A 20,470-nucleotide genomic window follows, 5' to 3' on the forward strand; every position below is an offset into this window, starting at 1 on the left:
TACCACGATCACCCTTGACCGACGTCCTCGTCATGTGAGCGGTCGCGAGTCGAGCGCATGTGGCGCGCCGCGACGGAAGCGCGTCGCGGGCTAGAGGTCGATCGAAGCCGAGAGCTTGAAGGTTCGTGGAGCACCCTGGAGCAGATCGGGGCGCGAGGTGTCGAACGCCGAGGCCCAGTAGCGTTCGTTGGCTACATTATCCAAGCTTGCGCGTAGCGTGACCGGCCTATCACTGACTAGCGCAACATAGCGTGCGCCGAGATCGAAGCGCGTCCAGTTCGGCAGCGCCAGCGTGTTGGCGTTGTTCGCGGACTGCTCGCCAGTGTGGACGATGCGGCCGGTCAGCGTAAGCGCCGGGATGAACGGGAGATCCCACTCGACATTGCCGTTGACCAGATAGTCCGGGACCCCCGCGACCTTGTTACCTTCGTTGAGGCCATTCGTCTGGCGGCGCAGCTTGGCGTCGATCACCGAGGCGCCGGTGATGACGCGCAGCCCCTGGACCGGCTCGGCAAGGATGCTGAGTTCTATGCCACGGTTGCGCTGACGGCCCGAGGCCGCAAAGCGCGCATCGTTGGCAGGCGGGCCGGGCACCGGCACCAAAATCGCGGTCTCGCGCTCGGTGGTGAAGAAGGACAGGCTGGCGGTGACGTGGTCCAGCGTGAGCTTGCCACCCACTTCATATTGCGTTGCTAGATAGGGTGGCAGGATCTCGCCGACATTGACGACGTTGAACCCGCCGCTGACCGCGGGCGCGGCCGCGCCCTGAACCAGTGCCTCGCTGCGATTGGCATAGATCGACACACCTTCGAACGGCTTGATCACCAGCCCGACCACTGGGGTGACCGCATCCTTGCGATACTGGGCAGTCTGCGCGCCGGTGACGTTCGAATAGGTCTTGGCAGTGATCTGCTGGAGCCGCAGCCCGCCGGTCAACAGGACACGGTCGCCCCACATGCCAAGCGTGTCCGAGGCGAACGCGCTCGCCAGCTGGATGCGCGAGATCGGGAAGGGTTCGGCCATGTTACCGCCGCGCGCGGTAACGATGGTCGGCTGCGGGATGATCACGGGATTGTAGATGTTGCTGCGGACCGGAGAGACCGCGTAGAATTCAAAGGCGTTGCGGTTGGTCAGCCAGTTCATCGACCCGCCGAAGTTGAACTCGTGGCTGATACCGGCCTGCGCGAGCTTGACGCGGATGCCGGCCTGCGCCGCTTCATTATTGTCGGTGCGCGGAATACGCGAGCCCGAGATCGAAATCGCGCCGGTCGCGGCGTCGACTAGCGAGAAGGTACCGTAGAGACCGTCCTCCGCACCATCGCGCGCGCCGAACGCGGCATAGACCATCGCATTGTCCGACAGATCGTATTCGGCGCGGAGCTGGCCATAAATGTCTCGCAGCTCGGTGAAGTTGAAGGGCTGGCCGTAATTGACGTCGGCCCGGGGCACTTCGGGGATGACGGTGATTGCGGCCGGGATCGTCAGCTTGGGCCGGATCTGATTCACGCGGACCTTCTGATAGGCGAGATCGAGCGACAGCCGCAGCGGACCGGCGTTATAGTCGATCGCGCCACCGAGCAGATAGGCGCTGCGGAACTCGTCCTCGATCCCGACATCGCCACGCCGGGCCGCGCCGTTGATGCGGACGCCCCATTCGTCGTTTGCGCCGAAGCGGCGCGAAACGTCGACGCTGCCGCCGAAATGCGCGCTGGAGGTATAGTTGGTGGTCACGCGGGTCAGCGGCCGCTCGCCGGCGCGCTTGGGTGACAAATTGACGCTGCCGCCGATGCCCGATCCGCCCGGGGCGGCGCCGTTTAGGAACGCGCTCGAGCCATTGAGCACTTGGACCGAGTCGTAGAGCTCGGGCGCGATGAGCTGGCGCGGGGTGATCCCGTACAGTCCATCGAAGCCGACGTCGTCCCCGGTCAGCGCGAAGCCTCGAATGACGAACTGTTCGGCGGCGTTGCCGAAGCCATAGCTGGTCCGCACCGAGGGATCGTTGTCGAGGACCTGGCCAAGTGTCTGCGGCTGCTGGTTGAGGATTAGCGCGGCGTTGTAGCTCTTGACCGCGAAGGGCACGTCTTCCGCCGGCTTGTTGCCGAGGATGCCGACCCGCCCGCTATGCGTCACGCCCGTCTGGTTCTGGCGCTGGGCAGTGACTAGAATCTCCTCCGAACTCTCCTCGACAGGCGCTTCCTGCGCGTAAGCCGGAACCGCGAGCGCCAGCGCGGAGGCGCAGATCGACAGGCGCATCGAGGTGCGAAGGCGGGTCTTGATCACGGTGTGTGTTCCTTTGGTAAGCAACGGGAAGCTCAGGAGCGGCGGACCTGCATGGCCCAGCCGACGGCAAGGACGGGCACGGCGAGCCCGGTCCATGAAAGGATGTCGGGCCACCCGTCGCCGGTCAGCGCGAGGATCAAAGCGACGCTGCTCAGCAAGGCGATGCCCAGTGGAATTGCGAAGATCCCGCCTAGGCCCTGCCGCTTCGGCACGCGCCGGCTCATTCCGCCGGCACCACGACGCCACCGCTCTCGACTTCACGGACATGCGCGGCGGGAGAGGCGCGGCGCTTGCCGAGCCAGAGGTAAACGCCGGTCACCAGTATCACGATCGTGAACAGATCGAGCACAGCCCAGAGGATCTTGAGTGGCAGCCCGCCATAATCGCCGAAATGCAGCGGCCGCGAAAGCGAGAGCGACTTATTGTACCACGGCATCGCGCGCGCGGCGGTGAAGGCGCCGGTCTCGGCATCGATCAGCGCCGGAGTCAGCAGGCGTTCGGTAAGCGGCGTGTCGCCCTGGAAGAACACCGCATAATGATGCTTCGAGCTAAACTTTCCGCCCGGGAAACCGATGAACTGCGGGTTGTTACCGGGCAACGCCTTACACGCCTGCGCCATCGCTTTGTCGAGCGATCCGTAGCGCGACGGCGGCAACGCGCCCTTGCCAGCATATTCGCGGGTCATCGCGGCGAGTTCGCGGCTGCGCCACAGCTTGTTGATCGGATCCTCAAGCGTGTTGATAACGCCGGTGACGCCGACCACGGTCATCCATGCAAGCGCGACGATGCCTAGCAGATTATGGTAATCGAGCCATTTGAGCCGGGTGCTCCTCGAAGTCCGCAGCGTGCCGAAGCCCAGCTTGCGCATGAAAGGCGCATAGAGCACCACGCCCGAGATCAGCGCGACGGTGAACAGCACGCCCATCGCGCCGAGGAACAGCATGCCCGGCAGCCCGAGGAACATGTCAGTGTGCAGCTGGAGCAGGAAGTGCATCACACCCTCCCCTTCGGCTTCCTGGCCCAGCGCCTTGCCCGTGGACCGATCGAACAGCTGGATCGTCATCTGCGATCCCGGCGCGTCGGGATGGGGGCCGGTGGTTATCGTCATCGAAGGCTGATCGTTGTCAAACGCCATGAACAGCGGCACTTCGCCCGGCCGCGCGGCCAGGGCCCGGGCCATCATCTCGTCAAGCGGCAGCAACCCCGGCGCAGTGCCCGACGATCCGACACCAGGCAGGCCGAGCTGCGTGGTCTCGCCGCTCAACCGGTCGATCTCGTCATGGAAGACCAGCGGCAGCCCGGTGATGCACAGCATCAGCAGGAACACCGTGCAAATCAGGCTGGTCCATTTATGAACCATATACCAGACGCGGATGCTGGAACTTGACAGGGTAAGTACAATCCGGTTGCGAGTGATTATCATTACCGACTATGGGCACGTGGCATTCCTGTCAATCACGCCGCCGGTTCAAAAGCCTCTAGCTCGCTCGCGCCGATTGCGGCTGAGCTATGCCGGAGGTTCGCTTGCAGACAAGCTACCCCAAGCAGCTAGTGGATGCCTTGAGTGATAGTCGCTCTTGCCGGCCGCAATTTCAGAGCAGACAGAGGACTCACTGCCCACGCAGTCAGGCTGCTTGGCTGTAACCTGCCGGTCGGCAACGCGCCCAATGGCTGTCGTTGAACCGCTCCTGGGCGATCCGGAAAGCGTCTTGGATCAGTTCGACAAGGGGCACAGAGCGCTCTTCAAGATCGCCGATGACCGAGTCTCGGCCACGCTCGCGCATTGAAGCGTCTTCCAACTTCGGCCGATCTCCCTCTCGGTTCGTGCGCGAAAGCGCGACTAACTCCCCGCACAAAGCTGACAGGCGGTCGCTTCGTTTCGAAGTACGTGACCCCGTTGCGCAAGATCGGCACTTCTGATCCAAAACTCATAAGTCCAGAACGATCTAACGCTCGGGGACTGTAAAGCGCCCCTCCTCAGAACGACATCCGAGCGCCTTCATCTAACGCTAACAACACTCGCACACTTCCGCGCGTGCAGAATCAGCAGATTTCCGGTTGGAAGTGCATCGCGCAGAGGGAAATCCCAATGCCGGGCCGCTGCCTGATTCAAGTACCCTTTCAATGCGACGGCGCTCGCAACCGGGTCAGTGCAGAGGGGAAGCAAGCGTTGCTGCGTGTACATCTCAGCGAAGCGGGGCATCAGACGAAACCGAAGGTGCGGCTAAAAATCAAGATTGTGTCCGCAGACAATCCTCGCCATCCGGCAATGCCCAGCCCGATTTTATACCGGGCGAAGGGCATCTGCTATTTCTACTCGAAAACTGGCGGCTGGTGGAGCTGAGGGGAATCGAACCCCTGACCTCTGCAGTGCGATTGCAGCGCTCTCCCATCTGAGCTACAGCCCCGCCGCCGTCCCGCCTGCGCGGGCGGCGCTTTCATTAGCTTTGCTCCCCACCCAATGCAACCGGGCGGTTCGACGGACCGAAGCAGGCGCGCGGCGGACTCGGCCCCTCGACGGAACCCCATTCCGTCCTGATCGCTGAACCTTTTGGAAGGCGCGCCGGGCTGCGTTCTGCGCGGTGCCGGGCCCTGCCCCAAAGCAGGAGAGACCGAAATGGACGATCGCAACAATCGTTATGGCCGCAGCGGCTCTGACTATGGCCGGGATTACGGCTCGGGCCGCGACTACACCTATTCCAGCGCGCGCGATTATGCCGCGGCGGGCGTGCGCGGCGGTGCGGGGCGCGAGCGCGGCGGCTATGGCCGCGACGAGCACCGCGACGGCTATCGCGACGATGGCCGCTGGAACGAACGCTCGGGCTATGGCGGCCAGACCCGCGACTGGGGCGGCGGCGAACATTCCAGCTATGGCAATGACAGCTATGGCGCCGGCGCCGTGCACCGCGACCGCGCCGAATCCCGCGGCCACCCGCGGGAGTATGACCGCGAACAGGGCCGCCGCCAGCACCGCGACGCCCGCGACGACCGCGGCTTTTTCGAGCGTGCCGGCGACGAAGTCCGCTCCTGGTTCGGCGACGAAGAGGCCGAGCGCCGCCGCGAGCGCGACGGGCGCTACGACGACCACATTGCCCGCGACGAACGCTGGGCCGACCGCAGCAAGGGCGACGACCATTATCATCAATGGCGCCGCCAGCGCATCGCCGAGCTCGACCGCGATTATGACGAGTACCGCACCGAGAATGCGCAGCGCTTCCACAACGAATTCTCGAACTGGCGCAGCGAACGCCAGGGCCAGCGCGATTCGCTCGCCCGCGTGACCGAGCATATGGAAGTGCTCGGCTCCGACGGCACCCACGTCGGCACCGTCGACAAGGTGCGCGGCGACCGCATCATCCTGACCAAGAGCGACAGTGCCGCTGGCGGCCACCACCATTCGATCCCGTCACGCTGGGTCCAGACCGTCGATGACAAGGTGACGCTGCGCAAGACCGCGGACGAAGCAAAGGCGCACTGGAAGGATGAGGAGCAATCGGGCGCGCTGTTCGGCGAAAGCCGGGACGAGACGCGCGACGACAAGGCGGATTGGCGCACCGGCGGCAATCTGAACCGCAGCTTCTCCGGCACCTACTGACCCGGACGCGCCATCAGGGCCCGGGGCGCGATCCCCGGGCCTTTTTCGTGTCACCCGCGCAGCTGCGCCACCATCTTCGCCGCAAGCTGGCTCAGCGTGTCGTCGCGCGCGCCCATCACCACGATGCGGTCGCCCGGCCGCGCCTGCGCCACCAGATGCGCCGCCGCCGCGTCGCGCGCCGGCACATGCACCGCCCGCTTGCCGGTCACCGCCACGTCGGCGACGATATCCGCGCTGGTCACCTCCCGCGACACCGTGCCGCCCTGGTAAACCGGGTCAGGCAGCACCAGCAGGTCGTCCTCGCCCAATTTGTCCGCGAACATCGCCACCAATTCGCTCCGCATCACCTTGAGCGGTCCATAGCCATGCGGCTGGAACAGCAGCAGCAACCGCCCGGGGAACGCGTGCAGCGTGTCCAGCGTCGCGGCGATCTTATCGGGATTGTGCCCGAAATCGTCGATCACGGCGACGCCGCCGGCTTCGCCCACCAGTTCGAAGCGGCGCTTCAACCCCGCAAAGCCCTCGATCGCCTGCCCCGCTTCGACAAGCGACACCCCCGCCGCCCGCGCGGCGCCGATCGCCGCCAGCGCATTGGCCACATTGTGCCGCCCGGGCACCTGCAACGTCACCCGCAACGGCGCCCCGCCGCGTTCCACTAAGTCAAAGGCGATGCCGAACGGCGTCGGCGCCAGATCGCGCGCTACCAAATCCGCCTCGCCTTCAATCGCGAAGCTGGTCACGCGTCCCGCCGGCAGCGTCATCGCCAGCGCCGCGCCCTCGGCATTGTCCCGGTTGATCACCGCCGTGCCCGCCTTGGCGATGAACCCGCCGAACAGTGCGATCAGCTGCTCCATCGGCATATGGTCCAGGCTGACGTTGTTGAGCACGGCGATCCGCGGCGAATACAGCGCGATCGATCCGTCGCTTTCATCCACTTCGCTGACGAACGCGTCGCCTCGGCCCACCAGCGCGCTCGCGAACGGCGCGTCGGCTGACGCGAAGTTCTTCATCACCGCACCGTTCATCACCGTGGGGTCGCGCCCGCACGCATGCAGGATCCAGCCGATCATCCCGGTCACGGTCGATTTGCCGCTGGTCCCCGCCACCCCGATGGATAAAGGCGCGGCATTGAACAGCGTCGACAAAAGCTGCGGCCGCGTCATCCGCTGCGCCCCCACCCGCTGCGCCGCCACCATGTCGGGCACGCTCGCCTCGATCGCCGCCGACGCCACCACCACTTGCTCGGCCGACGTGATGCCGCTGCCATCCTGCGGGAACAGCGCGACGCCCTTGGCACGCAGGTCGTCGAACTTGGCCGGCAGACGGCCTGAATCCAGGCTGCGGTCGGATCCGGCGACGCGCGCACCCTGGCCGGCCAGGATCATCGCCAGCGGCATCATGCCCGAACCGCCGATCCCGACGAAGAAGTATGGTTTGCCGTGCTGCATGGCTCCGCGCTATCGGCTCTGTGGGAAAGGGGCAAGCATGCGCATCGGAGTGGTGGCACCGGCACGATCGATCCGGCACGAGGGATCGGCCCGCATGGCCGCGCTGTTGGCGCTGACCTATCCCGCGCACGACATCGTCTTCCACCCGCAATGCTATCTTGAGGAGGGGCATTTCGCCGGTTCGGACGATGTCCGCGCCAACGCCTTTCTCGAATTCGCCAACGATCCCGGCTTTGACGCGATCTGGTTCGCGCGCGGCGGCTATGGCTCGAACCGCATCCTCACGCGCGTGATGCCGCGGCTCGGCCCCGCCGCGAACCACAAGACCTATATGGGCTTTTCCGACATGGGCTTCCTGCTCGGCGCGCTCTACGCCCGCCGCATCGGCAATGTGTGCCATGGCCCGATGGCGAGCAGCCTGGGAATGAACGACGCCGGCGAATCGACCGGCTGGGCGCTTGGCTGGATGATCGAGCGCGATCGCCGCGCGCTGGAACCCAGCCTTGCCGATGGGCGCCCTGCGGTCGCCTTCAATCTCGCGATCCTGTCGGCGATGATCGGCACGCCCTGGCTGCCCGATCTTACCGACCATATCCTGATGATCGAGGAAGTGGGCGAGCCGCTATACCGAATCGACCGCATGCTTTCGCAAATGGCACATGCGACGCAGCTGAAAGGGATTGCCGGCGTCCGCCTCGGCACGATCAGCGACGTGGTGCCCAACACGCCAGCGTTCGCCGAAACGCCCGAACAGATGATCCTGCGCTGGTGCGCGGAGATGCGCGTGCCCTATCTCGGCCGCGCCCAGATCGGCCATGTTGAGCAGAACCGGGTCGTGCCGTTCGGCGTGGCCTGACTCGGGCATTCCGGTAACAACCCAGTAACATGTTGTCTCGTAAGCCGCGTGCCTGGAGGTGGCGGTGCGGCTGTCGATTGCCAACCGAGTGTCGCTCGCATGCGCGGCGCTGGTGGGGGTATCTTTCCTGTTGCTTCTTGCGGGGCTGAATGTCGGCAACGGCATCCACCTGGCAAATGCGCGCGTCGAGGCGCTAAGCCGCGCCTTGCAGCGCGAGGGCGCCCGCGATCTCGCCCAGCAAAAGCTGCGGCTCGCCGTAGGCGCGGTCACCCGCCGCCGCGAACAGGGGCTGCCGGTGTCGCCTGCACAATGGGCTGCGCTGTCGCGCCAGATCGATGCGATCCCGGCACTCAGCGCCGACGACCGAAAGCCCGCGGCCTCGGCGCGACAGGCGGTCGCGGCTGGCGGCGCCGCACACGACATGGCACTTGCCTCGCGCCGGTTGGTGGCGGTGGCGCAACATCATCCCGACCGGATCAAGCAGGCGATGCCCGCTTACCTCGCATCGCTCAAGCGGCTGGAAGCCGCGCAATTCGCCGAACGCGAAGTGCTCGCCGATGCGATCAATTCCGCCGTGCGCGCGAATGGCAGGCAAAGCCATCGCGACATCCTGCGCGTGTTGACCGGCGGGCTGCTGATCGTGCTGATCGTCATTGCGATGGCGACGTGGCTGCGCCGCCAGTTGCTCTCGCCGATCGTCGCGATCGCCACGCGCCTGCGCGACTTCGATGCCGACGCGGCGGACACTGAATTCCCCGGACTGATGCGCGACGACGAACTTGGCGACCTGTCACGCGGCCTGGCTGAATATCACGGCGCCGTTGAGGAACGCCGCGTCGCGGAACGCCGCGCCGATTATCTCGCGCGTCACGATGTTCTCACCGGCCTGCCCAACCGGCTGCAGTTTGAGGATCGGCTCACCAAGGAACTCGCGCATAGCCGCGCGACGGGCGCTGCGCTGGGCCTGCTCGCCATCGACATGGACGATTTCAAGGCGATCAACGATCGCCACGGCCATGCGGGCGGCGACCGTGCGCTGCGCCGGGCCGCGGAGATCCTCGATGCTTGTGTCGAGGAAACCGATCTCGTCGCGCGCCTGGGCGGCGATGAATTCGCCATTCTTCAGATCGGTGCCGTTCAGCCTGCGGCGGCCGAAGCACTGGCGAAGCGAGTGCTGGAGTACACCGCGGCCACCGCGCGCGAGCCGATCGAGATCCGAATGAGCATCGGCATGGCCATCGCCGCCGGCGATCTTGGCCGCGAGGAATTGCATAATGCCGCCGACCTCGCGCTCTATCGGGCCAAGGCCGATGGCCGGAACCGCGCCCGGCTGTTCGACGCGGCGCTCCGTGAACGGGAACGGCTGCGGGTCCGCCTCGCACGCGACCTGGAACTGGCCATCGCCTGGCGCCAGCTGCATCTGGTGTTTCAGCCGATTGCCAATGCCGCAACGCTTGGCATCATCGGCTATGAGGCGTTCCTGCGCTGGGAGCATCCCGATCTAGGCGATATCGCCCCTGACCTCTTCATTCCCGTTGCCGAGCGCTCGGGGCTGATCGAGGAAATCGGCCTGTGGGTGGCGGACCAGGCTTTTGCCGCCGCCGCGGAATGGGACGAATGCCTGTCGCTCTCGCTCAACCTGTCGTCGGTGCAGTTCCGCGCACCCGGTTTCGCCGAGGCGGTGCTCAGCCGCGCCCGGCTTCACGGCGTCGCCACCAGCCGCCTGGAATTCGAAGTCACCGAGAACGCCATGCTGGTAGGCGTGCAACGTCACGAAGTGCTGGAGGCGTTCCGCGTGCTGCAAGCTGCCGGCGCCCGCATCGTCATGGACGATTTCGGCACCGGCCATTCGACGCTCAGCAACCTGAAGGACTTCAATTTCGACAAGCTGAAGATCGACCGCAGCTTCATCGCCGAGCTGCACGACCACGAATCCTCGGCGCTGATCGTCAAGACCACCATCGCGCTGGGCAAGAGCCTGGGCATCAAGGTGGTGGCGGAGGGCGTGGAAACCCCCGCCCAGCTCGCCGAGCTGAAGCTGTGGGGCTGCGATCAGATCCAGGGCTATCTGATCGGCCGCCCCGCCGCCAACCCCGGCCGCGGCGCGGCGCCCCGGGCTTCGGGACTGTCGCTCGCCCGCTGATCGGCACATCGGTGCTGCACATTGCCGCAATGCTTGCCTATATCGCACCGGCGCGGGCATAAGCCCGTGCTCCACAGCCTTTTCTATAAAAGCGAGTTTCCCGTGTCCGAGATGTTCCGCATTACGCTGCCCGACGGTTCCGTCCGTGAGGTAGCCCCGGGGACTACCCCGGCGGACATCGCCGCGGCGATCGGTCCGGGCCTGGCCAAGGCCGCCATTGCCGCGCGTGTCGACGGCGAGCTGCGCGACATCATGCGCCCGCTCGAAGGCGACGCACAGCTCGCGCTGGTCACGTCGAAGGATGAGAAGGACGCGCTCGAGCTCGCCCGCCACGATTACGCGCACATCCTGGCCGAGGCGGTGCAGCACCTGTTCCCCGGCACCCAGATCACCTTCGGGCCCTCGACCGATGACGGCTTCTATTACGATTTCGCGCCCAAGGATCGGCCCTTCACCGAGGAAGACCTGCCCGCGATCGAGGAAGAGATGCGCCGCATCATCGCGCGCGACGAGCCGCTGATCCGCGAAGTGTGGAGCCGCGCCGACCTGATCGCGCGCTGGGAAAAGGAAGGCGAGACCTTTAAGGCGCAATGGGCCGCCGAACTGCCCGAGGGCGAGGAACTGACCGTGTATCGCGCGGGCAAGGGCGAGAACGCCTGGCTCGACATGTGCCGCGGCCCGCACCTCGCTTCGACCGGCAAGGTGGCGCCGGATGCCTTCAAGCTCACTCGCGTGTCGGGCGCCTATTGGCGCGGCGATCAGAAGAACGCGATGCTGTCGCGCATCTACGGCACCGGCTGGCTCAACAAGAAGCAGCTCGCCGAGCATCTGACGCGGCTGGAGGAAGCCGCCAAGCGCGACCACCGCAAGCTGGGCCAGGAAATGGACCTGTTCCACTTGCAGGCCGAGGCGCATGGCAGCGTGTTCTGGCATCCCAATGGCTTCACCATCTGGCGCGCGCTGGAGGCCTATATGCGCCGCGCAATCGATGCGGCCGGCTATCAGGAGGTCAAGACCCCGCAGGTCATGGACGCCCGCCAGTGGGAGCAGTCCGGCCATTGGGGCAAGTATCGCGAGAACATGTTCGTCATCCCCGACGAAGTGCCCAATGTCGAGGATGAAGGCCCGATTGTCTCGGACGACGCGCAGTGGATGGCCTTGAAGCCGATGAACTGCCCGGCGCACGTGCTGATCTTCCGCCAGGGGATCAAGTCGTACCGCGATTTGCCGATGCGCCTGTACGAAAATGGCTGCTGCCACCGCAACGAGCCGCACGGCGCGCTGCACGGATTGATGCGCGTGCGCCAGTTCACGCAGGACGACGCGCACATCTTCTGCCGCGAAGACCAGATCGTCGAGGAAGTGCAGGCCTTCTGCAAGCTCGCGGACCGAATCTATCGCGATTTCGGCTTCACCTACTCGATCAAGCTGGCTCTGCGCCCCGACAAGCGCTTCGGCAGCGACGAGATGTGGGACAAGGCCGAGGCCGAACTGCGCGACGCCGTGATCCGCGCCGGGCTCGCCACCGAGGAATATGGCTGGGAGGAACTGCCGGGCGAAGGCGCCTTCTACGCGCCCAAGCTCGAATGGCACCTCACCGACGCGATCGGCCGCACTTGGCAGGTCGGCACGATCCAGTCCGACCGCGTCTTGCCTGAACGTCTCGACGCATCGTACGTCGGCGAGGATGGCGAGCGCCACCGTCCGGTCATGCTCCACCGCGCGATTTTCGGTTCTTATGAACGGTTTATCGGCATTTTGATTGAGCATTTCGCCGGCAAGCTGCCTGCCTGGTTGGCTCCCACCCAAGCCGTCGTCGCCACCATCGTGTCCGACGCCGACGACTATGCTTTCCGCGTCGACAAGATGCTGGCCGACGTCGGCATCCGCGTCCAAACCGACCTGCGCAACGAAAAGATCAACTACAAGGTGCGCGAGCATTCGGTCGCGAAAGTCCCCAACCTCCTGGTCGTCGGCAAGCGCGAGGCCGAGGAAGGTACCGTTGCCCTCCGCGTGCTCGGATCGCAGGGCCAACAGATGCTCACCCTTGAAGAAGCCGTCGCCAAGCTGAAGGCCGAAGCAACGCCGCCCGACCTGCGCTGATGCCGACAACGCTCGCGATCTACGCCGCCGCCGCTTTGGCGGAGATCGCGGGCTGCTTCGCCTTCTGGTCGGTACTCCGTCTCGGCAAGTCACCCCTGTGGCTGGTTCCCGGCGGCGTCTCGCTCGCCTTGTTCGCCTGGCTCCTTACGCTCGGCAACGCCGAAGCCGCAGGCCGCGCCTACGCGGCCTATGGCGGCATCTACATCCTCGCCTCACTGGGCTGGCTGGTCCTTGTCGAACGGGTCTCGCCAACCCGCTGGGATCTGATCGGCGCGGCCCTTGCAGTGCTCGGTTGCATCGTCATCCTGGCCGGACGGCGGTAATCCTGCCACACCGCCCGGGATTTCCGCGATGCGGGAACCTCTGCGCCTTCCAAATCTTCCCGCTAAAGCCTATATCGGGAACTGCAACTTAAACGATTCCAGGAGCAAGTCCTATACGTCCTCCCATGGCCCGGCGCCCGAACGCGCCCCCGATGCCGATGAACGGGCCTCGGTTCAACGAATTCATTCAGTCCCCGAAGGTGCGGGTGATTGATCAGGACGGCGAAAATCTCGGCGTGATGTACACGCGCGAGGCAATGGAGCAGGCGCGCGAGGTCGGCCTCGATCTGGTCGAAGTGTCGCCCAACGCCGATCCGCCCGTGGCGAAGTTTCTGGACGTCGGCAAGTTCAAGTACGAGGCCCAGAAAAAGGCCAATGTCGCCCGCAAATCGCAGAAGACGCAGGAGATCAAGGAGATCAAAATGCGTCCCAACATCGACGATCATGATTATGATACGAAGATGAAGGCGATTCACAAGTTCATCGGCGAAGGCGACAAGGTCAAGGTCACCCTGCGCTTCCGCGGTCGCGAGCTTTCGCACGGTCAGCTCGGCATGGTGCTGCTGAAGCGCGTTCAGGAGGATACGGCCGAGATCGCGAAGATCGAAAGCTATCCGCGCATGGAAGGCCGTCAGATGCTGATGGTCATCTCGCCCAAATGACGTTCTGGCGAGGGCTGCGTGCGGTGGCCCTCGCCGCGCTTGCCGCGTGTCCGGCGTCGGCGCAGACCGGCTCGAACACCGCGCCCGCCAACGAGCCGCTGGTCCTGCCGAAAAGCTATACCAGGGTGTGGGCCGACGAGTTCGACCGCCCCGGCCTGCCGAACAGCGCCAAGTGGCGCTACGACACCGAATACAACAAGCGCGGCTGGTTCAACAACGAGTTGCAATATTATGCAGCCGCCCGGCGTGAGAACACGCGCGTGGAGAATGGCCGCCTGATCATCGAAGCCCGCCGGGAACGCCTGTCAGGCAAAGCCGATTTCGGCGGACAGAATTACTCCTCTGGCAAGCTGATCACCCGCGGCGTGGCGGCGTGGAAATACGGCTTCATCGAAGTGCGCGCAAAGCTCGCCTGCGGACGCGGGGTATGGCCCGCGATCTGGATGCTCGCGGCGGACGGCAAGGCCGGCTGGCCGGCGATGGGCGAGATCGACATCATGGAGCATGTCGGCTGGGACAAGGGACGTGTCCACGGCACCGTGCATACCAAGGCGTACAACCACAGCATCGGCACACAGAAAGGCGCCAGCCGCATGGTGCCCGACGCCTGCACCGCTTTTCACCGATTTCAGTTGCACTGGAACCCCGATCGCATCCTGATCGGCGTGGATGGCCGCGCCTTTATGCGCTTCGACAACAACGGGAAGCGCAACGCCGCGACTTGGCCTTTCGCGTCGCCGCAATATCTGATTCTCAACGTTGCGGTGGGCGGCTGGGGTGGTCAAAAGGGTATCGACCCGGCCGCTTTCCCCACGCGGATGGAAGTGGATTATGTGCGGGTCTGGCAGAAGCGGTAGAGCCGCTCCCTCCGCTTCCCCGCTAATGACATCGGCGTGCTGTGCGCCTCAGCTTGCGATGGGATAAGTGACGAAGACCTGCGCCCGCGTTTCGATCGGCTTGGGCTTCAGCTCGATCACGACGGGCGCCACCTCGGGCGCGGGAGGCGCAGCCGCGTCGCTCACGCGGTGACGCGCGCCCGACACCATCATGTCGAAATTCGCCTGATCGCGCACGGCAACGATCGTGCCCAGCTTATGGCCGGCGCCGCTCGCCAGCGCCGCCGCCTTCTTGCGAGCAGTCTCGACCGCGGCGGCGTTCGCCCGGCCCTGCGCAGCCTCGGGATCGGACAGCGTGAAACCCTGCACCCGCGCGTCACTCGCGCCGAGCCGTGAAGCCAGACCGGCGGCCGTGGCCGCCTTCTCGACGGCGCGGGTGCGCACATTCATCTGGATGGTCGCGATATAGCCGATCACTGCGCAGTCGCCCGTGCTGATGCGCGGCTGGCTGTTATAGCCGCGCGCGTCGGTGCAGGCAGCGCCTCGGGCCTCGATAATGGTGACGTTGCTGGTGGTGAGTTCGGCGTCGGTGCCCAGCAAACCCGTGAGCCCGCGGTGCACGGCCTTCTGCTTCGCCGCGATCGCGATTGTCGCCGCGTCGGGCGTCGCGCCCTCGCCGCGCAAATAGATGTCGAGCAACGCGATATCCGGCACCGTCTGCACAATGCCCGTGCCGGTCACTTGAATGGTCCGCTCCACCGCCTCCGGCGCGCTCTGCGCCTGTGGCGCCAACACGGCAGCGGCGAAAAGCCAGTACGTCATCATACATCCCCCCTTGTTAAGGCACAGCATCACTCAGGCCGTGGGACGCATCAAGCAGAGAGATCGTCTATCTGCGTCGCTTGTTCTTTTGATCGATCAACACGGCTTGCTGCCATCGGCCCGGTGCCTTGTCCGTTCGATGAATGCACCCAGCCCAGCAACAAGGCCGCTTCTTGCCTTCCAGCACTTCATCGCAAGTCCGCTCAATGCGGCGTTGGCGCGTTGCAGGCTGCTTCGAATCGTCGATCCAGCAGATGAACTCGTTGCGGCCTAGCGGAGTCAAAGCCTTCCAACGAGCAAATACACTGGGATCGGCTCGCACTGCGTCTTGAAGATCGTCGGGCGCGTCGTGAACCGTGCCGTGCGGAAAGATAGTCGCCACAGAACCTCCGACAGCAAAGCGCTTCGACTGAGCGCCCCGCTAGAGCCAAATAGTCACCAAGCGCGCGCCCCACCAACAACGCGACTGACGAGGGGCGATGACAGGCGCAACGTCATCCCTGCGGCGGCTCCCACAGCTCGATCGGATTGCCCTCCGGGTCGTGGATGCGGGCGAAGCGTCCGGTTTGCGGAGTGTCCCACTCCGCCTTGGTCTGGATCTTGATTCCGGCAGCGTTCAATTGCTCCAGCAGGCCATCCAGGTCGCGCACGCGAAAGTTGAGCATGCACGTCTTGTCGGCGGCGAAATAGTCGCTGTCCGCCTTGAACGGCGCGAACACCACCGGCCCGGGCTCAGGATACCAGAACCAGTCGCTCGACTGGCCCTGTTCGTCCTTGCCGCATCCGCCGCCGACGCCCAGCATCTCGCGGTACCAGGCCGCCAGCCCTTCGGGATCGCGTGCGCGAAAGAAGAAACCGCCCCATCCGATCACCGGCATGCCGCTCTCCCTTGTTCAGGCGGCTTGGGCGATATCCTGTCCCGCCGCCGCTTCCAGCAGGCGCCGCTCGATCGTCTTGAGGCGGGCCGCGCTTTCGATCTTATCACCGATCAGATCGGTCAGATAGAAGGTGTCGACCGCGCGCTCGCCATAAGTCGCGACATGCGCCGAGTGGATCGTCACCTTCGATTGAAACAGCGCATAGGCCAGATGGAACAGCAGCGCGGGCCGGTCGCGCGCATTCACTTCGATCACCGTGAAGCGGTTCGACGCCTTGTTGTCGATCAGCACATTGGGCTCGATCGGAAACGCGTCGGCGCGCAGCCTCGGCAAGGGTCTGGCCTTTAGCCGCTCTTGCAGCTTGGCGCGGTTGGCGAGGGCGTCGGCGATGCCGGACTTGATCCGCTCGAGCCGCGTAGCCTCGTCGAATGGCTGGCCCAGCGGATCCTGAATCAGGAAATTGTCGAGCGCCATCCCGTCGCGCGTCGTGTGGATGCGCGCGTCGATGATGTTGCCGCCAGCCAAGTGGATCGCGCCGGCGATGCGGTAGAACAGCCCGGGATGATCCGAGGCATAGACCGTTACCAACGTCGCACCGCGCTCCGGGTAGACCTGCGCCTCGATCGAGAGCTGCGACACACCTGCGGCATCGACCTGTCGCGCATTTCGCTCGAGCACATCAAGCGGTTCGGCGATCCAGTATGGCTCGGTCTGACGGCTGGCGAACGCATCCACTCGCGCCGCATCCCAGCCCAGCAAGCCGCCCAACGCCACCTGCTTGGCGCGGATGCGCTCGCTCCGACCCTTTTGCTTGTGGCCGAGTTGCAGCACCTCCTCCGCGGCATCGAACAAGTCGGCGAGCAACTGGCGTTTCCAGCTGTTCCACACAGTGGGTCCCACCGCGCGGATGTCGACGATGGTGAGCGCCAGCAGCAGGCGCAGGCGTTCAGGGCTCTGCACGCGGTCGACAAAATCCAGGATCGTCTTGAAGTCGCTCAGATCGCGCTTGAAGGCGGTGTCGGACATCAGCAGATGCCACCGCACCAGCCATGCCACTGTCTCCGTCTCCGCCGGCGTCAGGCCGAGCCGGGGGCAAAGCCGCTCGGCCACTTCGGCACCCAGGATTGAATGGTCGCCATGGCGCCCCTTGGCGATGTCGTGCAGCAGCACCGCCACGTACAGCGCCCGGCGCGACACGATACGCGGGAAGATCGCCGTGGCGAGCGGATGATCGTCGGCCAGCGCGCCACGCTCGATCCGATTGAGCAGTCCGATCGCGCGGATGGTGTGCTCGTCCACCGTGTAATGGTGGTACATGTCGAACTGCATCTGCGCCACGACGCGGCCGAAGTCGGGCATGAACCGCCCGAACACGCCGGCCTCGTTCATCCAGCGCAGCACCGTTTCGGGATCGCGCGGGCTGGTCAGCAGTTCCAGGAACAGCGCATTGGCGCGTGGATCGCATCGGACATCGTCGACCAGCTTGGCATCGCGCGCCGCGGCACGCATCGCCAGCGGGTGCACCTCCAGCCCGTGCAGATCGGCCAATTGGAACAGTTCGATCAGCCGCACCGGATCGCTGCGAAAGAAGTCGTCGGACGGCAGCGCCAGCCGGCCGCGGTCGAGCACGAAGCCGTGCAGCTTGCGCGGACGGCGCCGCAGCGTCGGCAGCCCGAAACGCCCGCCGCGCGCGGCGAACTTCTCGTCCAGATGCGCCAGGAACACGCCGGTCAGGTCGCCGACCATCTTAGCCTGAAGGAAGTAATATTGCATGAACCGCTCGACCGCGGCCTTGCCCGGGCGATCGGCGAACCGCATCCGCTCGGCAATCTCGCGCTGCACGTCGAAGGTCAGCCTGTCCTCGGCGCGCCGAGTCAGAAGATGCAGATGACAGCGCACCGCCCACAGGAAGTTCTCGGCGCGGCGGAACTGCCGAAACTCCTTCTTGGTCAGCAATCCTTGCTCGACCAGCTCGGCGGGCTCGCCGACATTATACGCGTATTTGCCGATCCAGAAGAGCGTGTGGAGATCGCGTAATCCCCCCTTCCCCTCCTTCACATTGGGTTCGACGACATAGCGGCTGTCACCCATGCGGCGGTGACGTGCATTCCGCTCGTCCAGCTTCTGGGCGATGAAGGCGCGGGCCGTGTCGTGCTGCACTTCAGCCTTGAAGCGCCGCGCGGCCTCATCATAGAGCGCGGTGTCGCCCCAGACATAGCGCGCCTCCAGCAATGCGGTCCGCACCGTGACGTCGCTTTTCGCCTGCCGCACCATCTCATCGAGCGACCGTGACGAATGGCCGACCTTCAGTTGCAGGTCCCACAGCGAATAGAGCATCGATTCGATGACCTGCTCGCTCCACCCGGTGACTTTCCAGGGCGTGACGAAGCCGATGTCTATGTCCGAGTGCGGCGCCATCTCGCCGCGGCCATAGCCGCCCACCGCGATCAGCGTCATGCGCTCGGCAGCGGTGGGATTATGGTTGGGGTGCAGCCGCTCCACCGTGAAGTCCCACAACAACCGCAGCAGCTGGTCGACCAGAAACGCCCCTGCCGCCGCGGCCTCGAGCCCGCGCGAAGGATGCTCCTCCAGCCGCCGCGCGATCTCCGCCCGGCCGATGGCAAGCGCGTCCTTGAGCTCGGCCGTGGCAGCGGCCCGCATCGCCCCAGGCTGCCCCCCGGGAAGCGCGCCAAGCCGCTCGGCGACGGCGCGCCGGTCGATCAGGGAACGGCGGTGCGGAACGGAGTCAAAGCGGCCGGACATGGCATGTGAGATAAAGGCATCCGCAGTGGCGCGCCACCTCCGCCTTCAGCCCTCTCCCGCAAGAGCGTGAGAGGGCCAGAACGCCACGGAACGTCAATCCGGCTTCTTCGCCACGCCGACCAGCGCCGGGCGCAGCAGCCGGTCCTTGATCATGTAGCCGGTCTGGATCTCCTGCACGACCGTGCCCGGCTCCGCCTCGGCCGAAGGCACTTCCATCATCGCTTGGTGGCGATTGGGATCGAGCGCCTCGCCCACTGCCGAAATCTTGGTGATGCCATGGCGGCCGAACACCGACTCCAATTCGCGGCCGGTTGCTTCCAGCCCGACGACCAGTCCCTTCAGCTTCTCGTCCTCGCGCAGATCGGCGGGGATCGCCGCCAACGCACGCGACAGATTGTCGGCAACCGACAGCACGTCGCGCGCGAAGCCCGTGGCAGCATAGGCGCGCGCGTCCTGCGCTTCCTTCTCGGCGCGACGGCGCACATTCTGCGTCTCCGCCTGCGCGTACAGCACCTGCTGCTTGGCTTCTGCGAGCTGCGCTTCCAGCTCGGCGCTGCGGTCATGCTCCGCCACTTCGGGTGCCGCTTCGGCGGTTTCGTCGCGAAGGTTGATGTCTGCGTCCTGCACGTCCGCGTTGATGTTGTCGTTCTCGGTCATAATTCCCTGTACGTCTTCAAGCGAGCAATCGGGCCAAGGTGGCCGCCGTGAAATCCACCATGGGCACGACGCGCGCATAGTTCAACCGGGTGGGGCCGATCACGCCCACCACGCCCACCACGCGGCCGTCGAGCGAACGCACCGGCTTTGCGATCACCGAAGACCCCGACAACGCGAACAGCTTGTTCTCGGATCCGATGAAGATCCGCGTCGCTTCCCCCTCGCGTGCGCTGTCGAGCAGCCGGGCGATCTCTTCCTTGCCCTCCAGCTCGTCGAGCAGCTGGCGGACGCGGTCCAGGTCCTCGGCGGCGGTGGCATCGACCAGCCGGGCCTGCCCGCGCACGATCAGCACCGGGCGGCGGCCGCCATCCTCGCTCCACACCGCAAGGCCCCGCTCGACCAGCGCGGCGGAGGCGCTGTCCAACGCCGCCCGCTGCTGCGCCAGGTCGCGCTCGATCCGAGCCCGCGCCTCGCTCAACGTCAAGCCGGACAGCATCGCGCTCATATAGTTGGCGGCTTGTTGCAGCGAGTGCGGATCGATCCCGCCGGGCAAGTGCACGACTCGGTTCTCCACCGACCCGTCATCGCCCACCAGCACCGCAAGCGCGCGGTCCTGGCTGAGTGGCACGAAGCCGAACTGACGCAGCACCGGCTCCGCCTTGGGCACCAGCACCAGCCCGGCGCACGCCGACAGGCCGGACAAGGCGGCGGTGGTGTTGGCGATCGCCTCTTCCACTGGCCCGACCTGCCCCGCCCGCGCCTCGATCGCGGCGCGTTCCTCGACGGAGGGTTCGCTGGCCTGCATCATCCCGTCGACGAACAGCCGCAGCCCGCTATCGGTCGGCATCCGCCCCGCGCTGGTATGCGGCGCGGCGAGCAGCCCGAATTCCTCCAGATCCTGCATCACGTTGCGGATCGACGCGGGCGACAGGTTCATCCCCGAAATCTTGGAGATCGTCCGCGACCCCACCGGTGCGCCGGTGTCGAGATAGGATTCGACGACCATCCGGAACACGTCACGCGCGCGATCGGTAAGTTCGGAGATCGGGGGCGTGGTCATGAAATGTATGTAGCGCGTGTCGGGCCAGCCTCAAGCATAGGTTC

The 20,470-nt window shown here is 65.4% G+C and carries 18 protein-coding genes and 1 tRNA gene; 8 read left to right on the forward strand and 11 right to left on the reverse strand.

Features of this window, described 5'->3' with window-relative positions; translation table 11 throughout:
* Positions 1–90: 90 nt before the first annotated feature.
* From FHT02_RS05260 to FHT02_RS05270, 3 genes are read right to left on the reverse strand one after another with little or no spacing between them, the layout of a single operon-like run.
* Positions 91–2,280, reverse strand: coding sequence for a TonB-dependent receptor (locus tag FHT02_RS05260; protein ID WP_343056836.1), 2,190 nt, complete (start codon positions 2,278–2,280; stop codon positions 91–93).
* Between the two features lie 32 nt (positions 2,281–2,312).
* Entirely contained in the window at positions 2,313–2,492 is a 180-nt protein-coding gene (locus tag FHT02_RS05265) for a hypothetical protein (RefSeq protein WP_246352222.1), read from the reverse strand.
* A gap of 8 nt (positions 2,493–2,500) precedes the next feature.
* Positions 2,501–3,703 (reverse strand): PepSY-associated TM helix domain-containing protein, encoded by a 1,203-nt coding sequence (locus FHT02_RS05270; protein ID WP_246352195.1) that lies wholly within the window; start codon positions 3,701–3,703, stop codon positions 2,501–2,503.
* Positions 3,704–4,315: 612 nt separating this feature from the next.
* Between FHT02_RS05270 and FHT02_RS05275 the strand changes: the two genes are divergently transcribed.
* Positions 4,316–4,624, forward strand: a complete 309-nt coding sequence (locus FHT02_RS05275; protein ID WP_184085176.1) for a hypothetical protein — start codon at positions 4,316–4,318, stop codon at positions 4,622–4,624.
* Here the strand turns inward: FHT02_RS05275 and FHT02_RS05280 are convergent.
* Positions 4,613–4,688, reverse strand: a tRNA-Ala gene (locus tag FHT02_RS05280). The genes FHT02_RS05275 and FHT02_RS05280 overlap by 12 nt on opposite strands.
* A gap of 209 nt (positions 4,689–4,897) precedes the next feature.
* On the opposite strand from FHT02_RS05280, the gene FHT02_RS05285 reads away from it, so the two are divergent.
* A complete protein-coding gene (locus tag FHT02_RS05285; protein ID WP_184085179.1) occupies positions 4,898–5,875 on the forward strand; it encodes a DUF2171 domain-containing protein in 978 nt (325 codons plus the stop codon).
* A 50-nt stretch (positions 5,876–5,925) separates the two neighbouring features.
* Here FHT02_RS05285 and FHT02_RS05290 read toward each other — a convergent pair whose 3' ends face one another.
* Positions 5,926–7,323, reverse strand: a complete 1,398-nt coding sequence (locus FHT02_RS05290; RefSeq protein WP_184085180.1) for a glutamate ligase domain-containing protein — start codon at positions 7,321–7,323, stop codon at positions 5,926–5,928.
* A gap of 37 nt (positions 7,324–7,360) precedes the next feature.
* Here FHT02_RS05290 and FHT02_RS05295 point away from each other — a divergent pair, with 37 nt between their 5' ends.
* The 6 genes from FHT02_RS05295 to FHT02_RS05320 all read left to right on the forward strand — a co-directional run bounded on the left by FHT02_RS05295 (position 7,361) and on the right by FHT02_RS05320 (position 14,267).
* Positions 7,361–8,179 (forward strand): LD-carboxypeptidase, encoded by an 819-nt coding sequence (locus FHT02_RS05295; protein WP_184085183.1) that lies wholly within the window; start codon positions 7,361–7,363, stop codon positions 8,177–8,179.
* Positions 8,180–8,291: 112 nt separating this feature from the next.
* Entirely contained in the window at positions 8,292–10,322 is a 2,031-nt protein-coding gene (locus FHT02_RS05300; protein WP_184085187.1) for an EAL domain-containing protein, read from the forward strand.
* Positions 10,323–10,433: 111 nt separating this feature from the next.
* Complete coding sequence (thrS, locus tag FHT02_RS05305) at positions 10,434–12,425, forward strand: threonine--tRNA ligase (RefSeq protein ID WP_184085461.1); 1,992 nt, start codon at positions 10,434–10,436, stop codon at positions 12,423–12,425.
* The gene (locus FHT02_RS05310; protein WP_184085190.1) at positions 12,425–12,748 is read left to right on the forward strand and encodes a YnfA family protein; all 324 of its coding nucleotides are present in this window, start codon (positions 12,425–12,427) and stop codon (positions 12,746–12,748) included. Before thrS ends, FHT02_RS05310 begins: the two co-directional genes overlap by 1 nt.
* A 125-nt stretch (positions 12,749–12,873) precedes the next feature.
* The gene (gene infC / locus FHT02_RS05315; protein WP_184085193.1) at positions 12,874–13,410 is read left to right on the forward strand and encodes a translation initiation factor IF-3; all 537 of its coding nucleotides are present in this window, start codon (positions 12,874–12,876) and stop codon (positions 13,408–13,410) included.
* Positions 13,407–14,267 (forward strand): glycoside hydrolase family 16 protein, encoded by an 861-nt coding sequence (locus tag FHT02_RS05320; RefSeq protein WP_184085196.1) that lies wholly within the window; start codon positions 13,407–13,409, stop codon positions 14,265–14,267. Before infC ends, FHT02_RS05320 begins: the two co-directional genes overlap by 4 nt.
* A 48-nt stretch (positions 14,268–14,315) precedes the next feature.
* On the opposite strand, the gene FHT02_RS05325 is transcribed toward FHT02_RS05320, so the two are convergent.
* The 6 genes from FHT02_RS05325 to hrcA all read right to left on the reverse strand — a co-directional run bounded on the left by FHT02_RS05325 (position 14,316) and on the right by hrcA (position 20,426).
* Complete coding sequence (locus FHT02_RS05325) at positions 14,316–15,068, reverse strand: SIMPL domain-containing protein (protein WP_221239308.1); 753 nt, start codon at positions 15,066–15,068, stop codon at positions 14,316–14,318.
* A gap of 67 nt (positions 15,069–15,135) precedes the next feature.
* Positions 15,136–15,450, reverse strand: coding sequence for a YdeI/OmpD-associated family protein (locus FHT02_RS05330; RefSeq protein ID WP_184085202.1), 315 nt, complete (start codon positions 15,448–15,450; stop codon positions 15,136–15,138).
* Positions 15,451–15,562: 112 nt separating this feature from the next.
* On the reverse strand, positions 15,563–15,946 hold the full coding sequence (locus tag FHT02_RS05335) for a VOC family protein (protein ID WP_184085205.1): 384 nt from the start codon (positions 15,944–15,946) through the stop codon (positions 15,563–15,565).
* Between the two features lie 15 nt (positions 15,947–15,961).
* The gene (locus tag FHT02_RS05340) at positions 15,962–18,709 is read right to left on the reverse strand and encodes a [protein-PII] uridylyltransferase (RefSeq protein ID WP_184085208.1); all 2,748 of its coding nucleotides are present in this window, start codon (positions 18,707–18,709) and stop codon (positions 15,962–15,964) included.
* Positions 18,710–18,802: 93 nt separating this feature from the next.
* Entirely contained in the window at positions 18,803–19,366 is a 564-nt protein-coding gene (gene grpE, locus FHT02_RS05345; protein WP_184085211.1) for a nucleotide exchange factor GrpE, read from the reverse strand.
* A gap of 16 nt (positions 19,367–19,382) precedes the next feature.
* Positions 19,383–20,426, reverse strand: a complete 1,044-nt coding sequence (hrcA, locus tag FHT02_RS05350; RefSeq protein WP_184085214.1) for a heat-inducible transcriptional repressor HrcA — start codon at positions 20,424–20,426, stop codon at positions 19,383–19,385.
* Between the last annotated feature and the right edge of the window lie 44 nt (positions 20,427–20,470).

This window comes from Sphingomonas xinjiangensis (assembly GCF_014199255.1).
Taxonomy (GTDB): domain Bacteria; phylum Pseudomonadota; class Alphaproteobacteria; order Sphingomonadales; family Sphingomonadaceae; genus Sphingomonas; species Sphingomonas xinjiangensis.